Genomic DNA, 12536 nt, shown 5'->3' on the forward strand with positions numbered 1-12536 from the left:
GGATCGTATCAATCAGCGTTCGAAAATAAACCGACCGCCAACCATTGTTTTAAGAACGCGACCTTGTAGTCTGGCATTTTCAAAAGGCGTGTTTTTGGATCGTGAATGTAATTCATCCAATTTTACCACCCATGGCTCTTCAAGATCGATAATCGCAAGGTCAGCTTTTGCACCTGCCTTTAATGTACCAACATCAAGGCCAAAAAGCTGGGCTGGTTTGGTTGATAGGGCATCGATCAAACGCATCAGCGGTACTGATCCATCATGATAAAGTCTTAGCGCTGCGGCAAGTAGGGTTTCTAAACCAATTGCCCCTGGTTCAGCATCTGAAAACGGCAATCTTTTAGTATCAGCATCCTGCGGATCATGGGAAGATACAATAATATCTATAACACCATCGCGCAGGGCTTCAACCATAGCCAAGCGGTCTTCTTCATGGCGTAGCGGTGGTGAAAGACGGAAGAAAGTGCGATATTCACCAATATCATTTTCATTAAGACAAAGGTGGTTGATTGAAATACCCGCAGAAATAGTATTGCAACGGTCTTTAGCAAGTTTAACTGCGTCTGCAGACATGGCACAAGAGATTTGTGCAGCGTGATAGCGCGCTTTGGTCAATTGGGCTAGGCGTAAATCTCGTTCTAATGCAATGAGTTCTGCTTCGCGGACAATGCCTGAAAGACCAAGCCAGCTTGCAAGAATTCCTGAGTTCATAACCCCAGAACCAGTTAAATCGCGATCTTGTGTTTCATGAATAATTGGCACATCAAAATCACGTGCATAGGTCATGGCGCGGCGTAAAATATTGGCATTGGCAATTGTTTTCTTACCTTCGGTAAAGGCAACAGCTCCCGCTGCTTTTAATAGCCCAATCTCGGCCATTTCAGTGCCTTCCATACCCTTGGTGATCGAGCCGGTAGGGAAAACGCGTACTAATCCATTGTCGCGCGCGGTTTTTAAAATAAAGTCAACCAAAGATACGTCATCAATAACTGGTGTCGTGTCGGGCATCATGAAAAAAGAAGTAACCCCGCCAGAAGCGGCAGCAAGGCTTGCCGAGCGAATAGTTTCACGATATTCTTGCCCAGGTTCACCGACAAAAACTCGAGTGTCTACAAGGCCGGGTATAATGGTTTTACCATCAAGGTCGTGGATTTCAGCACCTTCAGGCGCACCTTGATTTTGTACGCTTTTGCCTATGGCAGAAATTTTACCATCTTCGATAATAATTGTGCCAGTTTCATCAATATTTTGAGATGGATCGACGATATGTGCATTCTTTAAAACATGTGTTTTCATGCTACATCTCCGCGAAATTTTAAGTTGCGTTGGTCCAGCAATGCCTCAATCACTGCCATGCGAGCGGCAACGCCCATTTCCACTTGTGTCTGGATCACGCTGTGCGGGCCATCAGCAACATTGGAGGAAATTTCAACACCGCGATTCATTGGGCCTGGATGCATGACAATGCAGTCAGGCTTAGCAAGTTTTAACTTTTCGCGGTCAAGACCAAAAAAATGGAAATATTCGCGTACCGATGGAATTAATGCGCCTTGCATGCGTTCGCGTTGTAAGCGCAGCATCATGATAACATCTGCATCTTTAATGCCTGCTGCCATATCGCGGTGAACTTCAACGCTCATATCTTCAATAGCGGTCGGTAAAAGTGTTGAAGGCGCAACAACACGCACTTTAGCCCCCAATTGATTGAGACTAATAATGTTAGAGCGCGCAACGCGTGAATGTAAAACATCGCCGCAAATGGCAATAGTTAAGCCTTCAATCGTGCCCTTGGCACGCCTAATTGTTAATGCGTCTAGCAGCGCTTGGGTTGGGTGCTCATGGGCACCGTCACCGGCATTAATAACCGAGCAAGATACTTTTTGCGCGAGTAATGCAACTGCGCCAGCCGATGCATGGCGCACAACTAAAACATCAGGTTGCATTGCGTTAAGGGTCATGGCTGTATCAATCAGCGTTTCGCCTTTTTTAAGCGATGAATTTGCAACCGCCATATTCATCACATCAAGCCCAAGCCGTTTACCAGCAAGTTCAAACGATGACTGGGTGCGGGTTGATGCTTCGAAAAACAGGTTGATTTGCGTGCGACCGCTTAAAATAGATTTCTTTTTGACAGCGCGGCGCGAAATTGCAACATTTTCATCAGCGCGGTCGAGTAAAATATTAAGATCTGGGCGTGAAAGCCCTTTTATGCCAAGAAAATGGCGATGGGGAAAAATCGGATGATCATTTTGATGTGTCATGGCGAGTGCCTTTTTAAAACCGTAGCCTTTTATAGAATAAGGCAATAGCAAGATGCAAATAGCTTTTTGCATTAGTTAAATAGATTTTAAACTTGATGCTAATTAATTTTGCTTAGATAGTTTAAAAACATCAAACGGCTTTTTAGTAAAAATCTATAAAAACAAAATGTTAATAAAGTAGTAAGGATCTCTAAGGTTGAGCTTTCTGAGTTTATCAAAAAAATAAAAAAATCAAAAAGACTAAGGTGTAAAAGCAAAAAACGCCCGTGATTAAAATCAGGGCGTTTTGTAAAAAATCAAACTATGGCAGAAACAGCAATAAGGTTTTGCCTGAAAGCGATTCTTTTGCGCAATGTTAGTCGAATTTATCAGTTTTTTGATGGCGTGCTTTAATGTTACGTATGGTGCCGGTATGGGAGCGCATAACAATAGTATCTGTCTCGATATAGTGGCGAGCAAATCTAACACCTGAAAGCATATTGCCATCAGTGACACCAGTTGCCGCAAACAGCACATCACCTTTGGCCATTTCGCTCATATCATAAACTTTTTTCGGATCTAAAACGCCCATTTTAGCCGCGCGCGCTATCTTTTCATCGGTATTTAATTGCAGACGTCCTTGCATTTGGCCGCCAATGCAGCGAAGTGCCGCCGCTGCTAAAACGCCTTCTGGTGCGCCGCCAATGCCAAGATAAATATCAATGCCTGTTTCATCAGGGTCTGTTGTATGAATAATGCCGGCAACGTCACCATCACCGATAAGGCGAATCGAAGCACCGGTACTGCGGATTTCTTCAATGAGTTTAGCGTGGCGTGGACGATCCATAACGCAGGCTGTAATATGCTCGATTGCAACACCTTTTGCTTTAGCAAGTGCATGGATATTATCGGTTGCGGATGCATCAATATCAACAACGCCTTTTGGATAACCAGGGCCAACGGCTATCTTTTCCATGTAAACATCTGGTGCGTAAAGAAGATTGCCTTTTTCTGCAATTGCAATAACAGCAATTGAGTTAGGTTGGTTTTTGGCACAAATTGTCGTGCCTTCTAGTGGGTCAAGTGCAATATCAACAGCCGGCCCGTGCTTGGTACCAACTTCTTCGCCAATATAAAGCATAGGGGCTTCATCGCGCTCACCCTCGCCAATCACCACCGTACCATTAATTGGCAAGCGGTTAAGCTCTTGGCGCATCGCGTCAACAGCTGCTTGGTCGGCAGCCATTTCGTCACCGCGTCCGCGTAAACGCGCAGCTGCTACCGCAGCACGCTCCGTTACACGCACAAGCTCAAGGGTTAAAATACGATCAAGTCCATTTACATTATGGTCAGTGGAGTTAGCCATCACAAATATCCTACCGGATTTGGGTTGCACACCTTATGCCGAACCAAATCGGCAAGTCTTCGATAATGTCTTTTGTCAAAGACGAGCCGCTGACGCAAGAGGCTGACCGTTCAACTTACGTTATAATTGATTACATTTAGAAATTTAAATCGATTTTATTATGCGGGTCTTTCAATTCGGATCATTTGTGGCTTGTCAACTAGGTTGCCATCCTTAGTAATTGCTTCCAAAGCAGTACGAACAAAAGACTCGGTTGTTTCATGGGTGATAAGAATAATTGTCTTTGTTCCAGGGTGTAATTCTTCGGACATCGGGCGTTGAACAATTGATTCCAATGAAATATTGTTTTGCGCCATACGTTTTGCAACTGCTGCAAAGACACCTGTCTTATCATGGACGGAAAGACGGATAAAATAACCACCCGCATGAGAGCGCATTTTAGCTTTTTTATAGGGCGTAAGATCACGGGCAGGGGTACCAAATACCGGCCCATATTGGAAGCCCGGAGTGGATTTTGCAATATCGGTAATATCGGCAATAACAGCAGAAGCGGTTGCCGCACCGCCTGCGCCAGGACCCGATAGGATAATTTCTCCCAATAGATCCGTTTGAATGGAAACGGCATTGGTTACATTTTGAACCTGCGCAATAACCGAGGATATTGGTACCATTGTTGGGTGGACACGCTGTTCAATGCCTGATTCTGTTTTAACTGCAACGCCAAGCAATTTAATGCGATAGCCAAGTTCTTTAGCAGCATGGATATCAGCTAAGGAAATATTGCTTATACCTTCAAGGTAAATATTATTGACTGAAGTAACGCAGCCAAAAGCAAGGCGAGTTAGAAGCGATAATTTATGGGCTGTGTCATTGCCTTCAATATCAAATGTTGGATCAGCCTCAGCATAGCCTAGAGCTTGTGCATTGGCGAGGCATTGCGAAAACGAAATGCCCTCATTTTCCATTTTGGTAAGGATATAATTGCAAGTGCCATTTAATATGCCATAAACGCGGGTAATTTTATTTGCGCTTAGCGCTTCGCGCATGACTTTAATGACAGGAATACCGCCGGCAACAGCGGCTTCATAATTCAGTAAGGCGCCTTTGCTTTCAGCAATTTGCGCAAGTTCAATACCATGGCGAGCTAGCAAGGCTTTATTTGCGGTTACAACGTGATGGCCTTTTTTAAGGGCTGCTTCAACACTGTGACGGGCTGAACCTTCTTCGCCGCCCATTAGCTCGACGTAAACATCGATTTTATCGGATGCAGCAAGTTCAACCGGACTATCAAACCATTCTATTGCACTCAAATCAATACCACGATCGCGCGTACGATTACGAGCTGATACGCCGACGACTTCAATTTTGCGGCCGCATTCGCGGCTTAATTCTTCCTGCTTTTGTTGAAGAATATTGATAACAGCACTACCGACAGTTCCTAATCCTGCAATACCGACTTTTAAAACTTCGCTCATGGTTTGACCTGTTGTAGTTAAATAGAATGTGGTTTCTAATTTTGTTTGTAACAACTTCTGCAATAAAATATCAAGCTATTGCAAAGACGTTTCAAGTTTTTATTATTTAATTATCTATAATAAAAAACGTTATTCTTCTAGCAAGTGCAAATAGCCGTTTTATATTAAATATGGTTTTATCCACCGCTTATACAGATATGCCACGTAACGAAAATGATTAGGCCGATTATTAACCAGTAACCAACGCTCTGTCTATGGTTCTATTTTATAATTGTTTTAATGATTTTTGGCTGTGCGGAGGAAAAATTTGCGCAATATAATATGATGGAGCTGTTGAATTTTATAGTTGATATCTGGTGATCTAATGAGTTTATTTATAAGTCGAAGCACTGGTATTTAAAATCGTTTTCACGGTTAGTGATAGTGCTAACCGTGAAAACATAATGTGAATTACATCACGCATCATCGCCAGAGAAAAAGCGCTTCAAGTTGCGTGCTGCTTGGCGTAAGCGATGTTCATTCTCAACCAATGCAATGCGTACATGGTCATCTCCATGTTCACCAAAGCCAACACCGGGTGAAACTGCAACATCTGCCTTTTCAATAAGTAGCTTGGAGAATTCCAGCGATCCTAAATGGGCGTATTTAGGCGGAATAGGTGCCCAAGCAAACATAGTTGCAGCTGGCGGCGGAACATCCCACCCAGCACGTGAAAAAGTTTCAACCATGGTATCGCGGCGTTTTTTGTATATGGAGCGTACTTGAGCAATATCCGAGCCATCACCATTTAATGCTGCTGTTGCTGCAACTTGAATGGGTGTGAATGCACCGTAATCGAGATAGGATTTAACCCGTGTTAAAGCACCAATCAATCGTTCATTGCCAACAGCAAAACCCATACGCCAACCCGGCATTGAAAAGGTTTTTGACATGGAGGTAAATTCAACGGTTACATCAATGGCACCTGGTATTTCTAGCACTGATGGCGGTGGATTATCATCAAAATAGATTTCCGCATAGGCAAGGTCTGATAGCAGAATCAAATCATTTTTCTTGGCAAAATCGACAACCTCTTTATAAAAATCAAGGTCAGCAACATAAGCGGTTGGATTCGATGGATAATTTAAAATAACCGCAATGGGTTTAGGGATGGAGTGTCGCACAGCGCGATCAAGCGCGCGCATAAATTCTTCACCCGGTGCTGCAGGCATAGAGCGTAAAACGCCGCCCGACATAAGAAAGCCAAAAGAGTGGATTGGATAGGTGGGGTCTGGGCACAAAATTACATCGCCAGGAGCGGTGATTGCTTGTGCCATATTGGCAAAGCCCTCTTTGGAACCCAAAGTTGCAACAACCTGTGTATCTGGATTAAGCTTTACGCCAAAGCGGCGCTCATAATAAGCGGCTTGCGCACGGCGTAAACCTGGAATACCTTTTGATGCTGAATAACGATGGGCGCGCGGATCTTGGACAGCTTCGCAAAGTTTTTGCACAATTGCCTTAGGGGTTGGCAAATCTGGATTGCCCATGCCAAGGTCAATAATATCTGCACCGGAGGCTCGCGCGGCTGCCTTTAGGCGATTTACCTGTTCAAAGACGTAAGGCGGGAGGCGACGAATTTTATGAAATTCTTCCGACATGGCAAGACCATTCTATTAGTTGATTAAAGTTAATATTTTAAAGTACGAAGGCACCATGATTATAATAATGTCGCTATGTCAACGATCAATTATCCAATCAAAAGTGTAGGGCATAATTGTGAGGCATATATGTTAAGTACATGCCTTTCGATAAATGCATTATTAGCGATATGTTTAATTTATATCAGCCTAGGAAAGCTTTTTTATTGACCGGCTTGTTCAATCTGGCGCAAGGTTTCTTCCGCAGATTTTGCGGCTGCTTGCTTTTGTCGTGCAATATCTTGCTCCGTTGGAACAGCCTCGGTGGCCGCTCGCTCAAGATTGCTTCGATCTTGAGTTAATTGGTTAGCGAGCTGATCGCGCTCAGCTTTGGTAAATTGCGCAGTTTCTCCTTGTGGCATTTGTGAAAAACGCGGAAATACACCAGTTCTATTGGCGCCTTTTTGTGGTACTGTTTCAAATTCTTTGCCGCCTGCGCATCCAGTAAGCGCGCCAACAAGCGCCATTATAATGACTGTAAAAAGAATTTTAGGGTTTTTATATTTTTCTACGGTCATTTTAAATCCATTTTTTCAAGCAGAAGGAGTAGCATTAAAGCAAAATACTAATGACATGGCTTTATTATGCTTGTACCTTTTCTATTATTGCATTTTTATCGTCAAGGCTTCAACAAAAACATAATCAAAAAGCAATAAAAAAGGTTAAATTTTATATTTTTTTTAAAAGGAATAAAAAATTTAACTAGTTCTAGGTGCTGGTTGTTGCCACGCTAACTCATTTGTAAAGAGTGAACCGATTCCCTCATTTGCGGCTATTTTATTAGTAAATTAACTAATTTACAGATTAATCATCATCAATCTTTACCATTTTATGTTGTTTTTTGTTAAAATCTCGCAATAATAATTGACTGGAACACAATCGCCACAGCATTATGATAGTGTGATGTTTTGCCATGCTTTAGTTGTTAACTAATGCAGGTGAAAATTTAAAGCGCTTGGTCTATTGCCAATTAATACTAGCCTTGCTGAATTTTTATTCAACTAAGCATAATGGCGTTTTATTAATAAATTTTTATTGTTGGTTTAAATTGGTAACAAATTGGAGATTTTGTTTGAAACTGTTTTGTCACGACAAAAGTGCTTTTCCATCCATTTCACTTTTAAAAGTAGCTGGGGCACTTTTTGTTCTTTTTCCATTTGTTAGCAGCTGCACATCACTAACTGATCAATTTGCTGATACTGCCTCTATCGCTAAGACTGTTGACGAAGAAGACGCTAAAAATAACAAAAAGCGTAAATCTGGCGGCGTTAATGATGTGATCCCCGTTCCAGATGAAGATGGCGTTCAAGCAAGTTTGGGCAATCAACCAAGTTTAGAGAAGAAGGTTGTTGATGGTACGCAAGCACAGGCGGCCAATGAAGATGATGCTTCCGATAACCAACCTAAAACTTTGTTATCGATGTTTTCTAACAAGAAAAATCGAGATGATGGTGATGCTACAGCAGTAATAACTAGTGAACCAAGTGATTCTAAAAACAGCAATGTTTCGAAACAAGAAAAGGCGCAGGTAAAAGTCAATCCAGCTAATAGCGGGATTTCCACACAATCAAATGATAAAATTGAAAAAGAACAGCCTAAGTCGTTATTCTCGATGTTTTCCAATAAAAAGAATGATGAACAGCAGGTGAGCGATGCAAGCGGTAAGAATGGTAATCTTGACAATGGAACTGCTAGTGCAACGATCAATAATAAAAATTTGGCTGTTGATAAGAGTTTGCTAGGGCGAGCCGATAGCCAAGATAAGGGCGCGCGTCTGCGATTGTTTTCAGGAAATAGCGATTCTTCATTAAATGGTGGTGAAACTGGAGCTACCAATAAGCTTGCCTCAATAAAGCCTGATAGAGTTGATCGCAGCCAATATTCTGTCGAATTGCCAGGGGTGCGCCCCAATGGCGGTATTGAAATTAAGCACCGTACCAGCCTTTATGATGATACCGATATTGACGCAAATGAGGTGGAGGCATTTCCATCGATCCAAATGGCCTCAGTTGGCGGCATGGGACGTAATTTGCCAAACGGCTTACGACTTGCCCATAAAGCCGTGGACGCGCGTTGTTTAAAGCCACAATTAATTAGTCTCTTAAAAACGATTGAGCGAAATTATAATCGACCAGTCTATATTACATCTGGTTATCGTAATCCGATTTATAATCGCAAGGTTAATGGTGCTAATCGCTCGCTCCATATGTCATGCGCAGCTGCTGATATTATTGTGCCTGGTGTTCACAAATACGAAATTGCTAAATTTGTACGTAGTCTGCCGGGGCGCGGCGGCGTTGGCACTTATTGTCACCAAGCGATCCATGTCGATATTGGTCCACGAAGGGACTGGAATTGGTCTTGTTCTGGAAAAAAATAGAATTATTTCAAAAAAATCTAAAATGGGGCTTGCGGATTTAAATTTTTGCGTTTATAAGCCCATTCACTGCTTGGGCGCCCATCGTCTAGCGGTTAGGACGCCGCCCTTTCACGGCGGAAACAGGGGTTCGATTCCCCTTGGGCGTACCACTTTACTTTTGAGGTTTAGCAGTAAATCCTTAGCTGATTTGCATTTTTGAATATAGTTTATTGCATTTTAAATATTTTAAGCTTTTAATTCAGGTCATTTATTTCTTCTTTGTTCATGACCCTAAAGGACAAGTCCAAATCAGTCTCATATAATTGCTCTTTTTGACCATATATCATATTAATAAAATGTAGAATGACGAGAAAATTATATACAGAAGGCAGTTTTTCAAATGTGCCATTTGGTTAAATTGGTTTATTCAGCTTGTTTTATAACTCTATTTTTTTCAGTCAGTCTTTTGCTGATGAAACCGTTGCCAAAAAAATAATTAGCCACATTAGCGAAGACATAGAATGCAATTCTAATTCGCGCGATAAAATATTTGCTGTCGGCGAAGTAAATACAAAATCATATTTTTGGGGTGTAAATGGCGATGGCGCTCCGTTTGAAAAAAGCTGCATATGTCATTAATGAAGATAAAATTATGATATATTCGGCTTATAAAGATTATTATTGCGTTGGTTTTATGAAAGATTATAATTTTATAAAATTTATTATGGTTTGATTGCGAAAGAAAATATTATATTCGATAATTATATAGCAGATTTAAGTAAGTATTTTGGAAAATGGGAGTAGAATGATGGATCTTTATTTAAATTTTTTGAATTAAAAGAAATGAATAATAAATTATTTATAGATATGGACGTGAATATTGTTGATATTATTGCACAGTTTTATACCAATAGTGGATATATTAATTTTGACCTAAACACTTAAAAATTTAAAGCTGAGGTAATTGAGCAAGGTAGTGATCAGCTTACTAATTGTTATTACCGTTTTTATAAGTAGAGAGATTATTTGGTGGTTGTAGATTATAAAAAAAATAATAAATGCGTTACAACTACAGCTTTTAATATGTCTGGTGTTTATAAGGTAAGCTATAATAATAATTAGTGTTGGCAGCAATTTAAAGTGTCGGGTTAAATCATTTCATTGCATATTTTTTGAAACAGAGAATTTTCGTTTTTCATTTTCTTTTTGCATTAATGGCTGCTTTTCCTTTTAGCAAAAATGTTTTAACTGTTATTGATAGTTTTTAGCAGTCAGATTTAAGGATTGGCCTTTATGCTTTTTGATGAATTGTCAGCAATTCCAGCTTTTTGGATCATCGCCGCAGCTATTCTAGGTTATTTATTGGGTTCAATTCCTTTTGGTCTTCTTTTTACCAAGGCTGCAGGTCTAGGAGATGTTCGCAATATTGGTTCCGGTAATATTGGTGCGACCAATGTGTTACGTACCGGAAATAAAAAACTAGCAGCCGCTACGCTTTTGTGTGACGCTTTAAAAGGAGCTGTTGCAGCTATTTTATTTAATGTGCTTTTTCCTGGAGCAGGAATGATTGCAGGTTTTTTTGCGTTCTTGGGGCATCTTTATCCAGTTTGGCTGCAGTTTAAGGGGGGGAAAGGCGTTGCTACCTATATTGGTGTGGTTTTTGCAATTTTTTGGCAAGGTGGATTTATCTTTCTTGGCGTGTGGCTGATTACTGCTTTTATAACACGTTATTCCTCGCTTTCTGCGCTTGTTGCTATTATCGTTGTGCCGCTCGCCGGCTATTTTCTTACCTCTCCACTTATAACCGCAATATTAGTCTTGATGGGGCTTTTGATTATTGTTAAACATAGAGGTAATATTAGTCGGCTAATGTCTGGAAATGAGAGTAAAATAGGCGCGAAAGGGAAATAAAAGGGGATTGTGATTAAAACGCGGGGGATAAAATTAAGTGAAAAGCAAAGGCTTTCATGGTTACAGCTTATTCGTAGTGAAAATGTTGGGCCTCAAACTTTTCGTCAGTTGATTGAGCGCTTTGGTTCGGCAGAGCAGGCTTTGTTAGCTTTGCCAGATTTGGTGGCGCATGGGGGTGGGCGCAAGATTCGCATTGCAAAGGCAAGCGATGCAGAGCGTGAGCTTGATTTTGCCCAGCGTAATAATATCCATTTTATCGGTATTGGTGAGCCAGACTATCCGCCTTTATTGCGCGCTATTGATAATCCGCCACCACTAATATCTGCTAAGGGTAATTTAAAGTTATTGCAAAATACGGCTATTGGCATAGTTGGTTCGCGTAACGCTTCTGCTGCGGGGCAAAAATTAGCAAGTCAGTTTGCTGCAAGCTTAGGGGAAGCTGGACTTATTAGCCTATCGGGTTTTGCACGCGGCATTGATGGGGCTGCCCATCAGGCTAGCCTAAATACTGGAACGATTGCTGTCATGGCAGGGGGGCTTGATTATATTTATCCGCCTGAACATGGTGACCTTTATCAGCATTTATTAAAAAGGGGTAGTCTTGTTATAAGTGAAATGCCAATTGGCTGGCAGCCAAGGGCGCAAGATTTTCCGCGCCGAAATCGATTGATTGCAGGTATTGGTTTAGGATTGTTGGTCGTTGAGGCCGCAAAGCGTTCTGGTTCATTAATTACAGCACGATTAGCTGCTGATTATGGGCGCTTGGTTTTTGCAATACCAGGTTCGCCACTTGATCCGCGTGCGGTTGGCACCAATGGTTTGATTAAGGAGGGCGCCAGTCTTGTTGATTGTGCAAAGGATATTATTGAAAGCCTCACACCTCTTTGCCCTGAAATGACATTATTTGATAAGATGCTGCCGTTTGAACTTCCAGAAGCTATAGATCAGCATTTGCTTGAAGTTAATGATACTTCTATGGAAAACATTATATCAATGACAAGCCCGCAAATATCCCAGAGCTTTTCTCTTAATAATTTAAATCACTGTGACATTAATAATAGCAATTTGGATGATGACCTTAGCAAAAAGGAAAGGCAAGTTCTTTTGGGGCATTTATCAGTAACACCGATTGATATGGAGACTTTGGCTCTGTATTGTGATTTGTCTTTGCCAAAGGTCTATCTTGCCATTTTGGAGCTTGACCTTGCAGGCAAGGTGCTACGTCATTCGGGAGGTTTGGTGTCACTGGCGCCAGATTTTTGATTTAACATATCTTTGTAATTTTGAAATCTCAGTAAACTTTCTTTCTCTACAACTTCAAGCAAGAAAAAAACCAGTGGCTCGTTAACCTTAGCTGCCATTAATTTTAGCGAAAGTGCCATTTCATATATATAGTTAATTGTGCCGAGTTTATCAATTTCGTTAGCCGATTTAATGTTTTGATTCTCTTGGTCGGTCATGTAACCTCGGCTCTCTTAGTCGTTTATCTAATGCGATGGTTTG

Annotated in this window: 10 protein-coding genes and 1 tRNA gene; 4 read left to right on the forward strand and 7 right to left on the reverse strand. The window is 41.3% G+C overall.

From position 1 onward, the window contains the following. Positions 1–12: 12 nt before the first annotated feature. From H3299_RS04850 to H3299_RS04875, 6 genes are all read right to left on the reverse strand, one after another. Positions 13–1299 carry a dihydroorotase gene (locus tag H3299_RS04850; protein ID WP_182419169.1) on the reverse strand — a complete coding sequence of 429 codons (1287 nt, stop codon included), beginning with the start codon at positions 1297–1299 and terminating at the stop codon, positions 13–15. Next, a complete protein-coding gene (locus tag H3299_RS04855) occupies positions 1296–2264 on the reverse strand; it encodes an aspartate carbamoyltransferase catalytic subunit (protein WP_182419170.1) in 969 nt (322 codons plus the stop codon). Before H3299_RS04855 ends, H3299_RS04850 begins: the two co-directional genes overlap by 4 nt. 355 nt (positions 2265–2619) lie before the next feature. After that, entirely contained in the window at positions 2620–3609 is a 990-nt protein-coding gene (gene glpX, locus H3299_RS04860; RefSeq protein ID WP_182419171.1) for a class II fructose-bisphosphatase, read from the reverse strand. Between the two features lie 158 nt (positions 3610–3767). Further along, positions 3768–5084, reverse strand: coding sequence for a homoserine dehydrogenase (locus H3299_RS04865; protein ID WP_182419172.1), 1317 nt, complete (start codon positions 5082–5084; stop codon positions 3768–3770). Positions 5085–5539: 455 nt separating this feature from the next. Beyond that, on the reverse strand, positions 5540–6724 hold the full coding sequence (locus H3299_RS04870; RefSeq protein WP_182419173.1) for an LL-diaminopimelate aminotransferase: 1185 nt from the start codon (positions 6722–6724) through the stop codon (positions 5540–5542). Positions 6725–6927: 203 nt separating this feature from the next. Then, a complete protein-coding gene (locus H3299_RS04875; protein ID WP_182419174.1) occupies positions 6928–7281 on the reverse strand; it encodes a hypothetical protein in 354 nt (117 codons plus the stop codon). 554 nt (positions 7282–7835) lie between these two features. Between H3299_RS04875 and H3299_RS04880 the strand changes: the two genes are divergently transcribed. The 4 genes from H3299_RS04880 to dprA all read left to right on the forward strand — a co-directional run bounded on the left by H3299_RS04880 (position 7836) and on the right by dprA (position 12296). Continuing rightward, on the forward strand, positions 7836–9143 hold the full coding sequence (locus tag H3299_RS04880; RefSeq protein WP_246708147.1) for a D-Ala-D-Ala carboxypeptidase family metallohydrolase: 1308 nt from the start codon (positions 7836–7838) through the stop codon (positions 9141–9143). Between the two features lie 74 nt (positions 9144–9217). Next, a tRNA-Glu gene (locus H3299_RS04885) sits at positions 9218–9292 on the forward strand. A gap of 1123 nt (positions 9293–10415) precedes the next feature. After that, positions 10416–11033 (forward strand): glycerol-3-phosphate 1-O-acyltransferase PlsY, encoded by a 618-nt coding sequence (plsY, locus tag H3299_RS04890; protein WP_182419175.1) that lies wholly within the window; start codon positions 10416–10418, stop codon positions 11031–11033. A gap of 6 nt (positions 11034–11039) precedes the next feature. After that, entirely contained in the window at positions 11040–12296 is a 1257-nt protein-coding gene (gene dprA, locus H3299_RS04895; protein WP_182419652.1) for a DNA-processing protein DprA, read from the forward strand. Here dprA and H3299_RS04900 read toward each other — a convergent pair. Next, complete coding sequence (locus tag H3299_RS04900) at positions 12257–12493, reverse strand: hypothetical protein (protein ID WP_182419176.1); 237 nt, start codon at positions 12491–12493, stop codon at positions 12257–12259. The two genes, dprA and H3299_RS04900, sit on opposite strands and share 40 nt — an antisense overlap. Positions 12494–12536 lie beyond the last annotated feature (43 nt).

This window comes from Bartonella sp. HY038 (assembly GCF_014117425.1).
Taxonomy (GTDB): domain Bacteria; phylum Pseudomonadota; class Alphaproteobacteria; order Rhizobiales; family Rhizobiaceae; genus HY038.

What these genes read in the sequence shown, in the direction of transcription:
- H3299_RS04850 (WP_182419169.1), bottom strand. Translation starts at nt 1,299, where the DNA reads ATGAAAACACATGTTTTAAAGAATGCACATATCGTCGATCCATCTCAA.
- H3299_RS04870 (WP_182419173.1), bottom strand. Translation starts at nt 6,724, where the DNA reads ATGTCGGAAGAATTTCATAAAATTCGTCGCCTCCCGCCTTACGTCTTT.
- H3299_RS04875 (WP_182419174.1), bottom strand. Translation starts at nt 7,281, where the DNA reads ATGACCGTAGAAAAATATAAAAACCCTAAAATTCTTTTTACAGTCATT.
- H3299_RS04855 (WP_182419170.1), bottom strand. Translation starts at nt 2,264, where the DNA reads ATGACACATCAAAATGATCATCCGATTTTTCCCCATCGCCATTTTCTT.
- glpX (WP_182419171.1), bottom strand. Translation starts at nt 3,609, where the DNA reads ATGGCTAACTCCACTGACCATAATGTAAATGGACTTGATCGTATTTTA.
- H3299_RS04865 (WP_182419172.1), bottom strand. Translation starts at nt 5,084, where the DNA reads ATGAGCGAAGTTTTAAAAGTCGGTATTGCAGGATTAGGAACTGTCGGT.
- plsY (WP_182419175.1), top strand. Translation starts at nt 10,416, where the DNA reads ATGCTTTTTGATGAATTGTCAGCAATTCCAGCTTTTTGGATCATCGCC.
- H3299_RS04900 (WP_182419176.1), bottom strand. Translation starts at nt 12,493, where the DNA reads ATGACCGACCAAGAGAATCAAAACATTAAATCGGCTAACGAAATTGAT.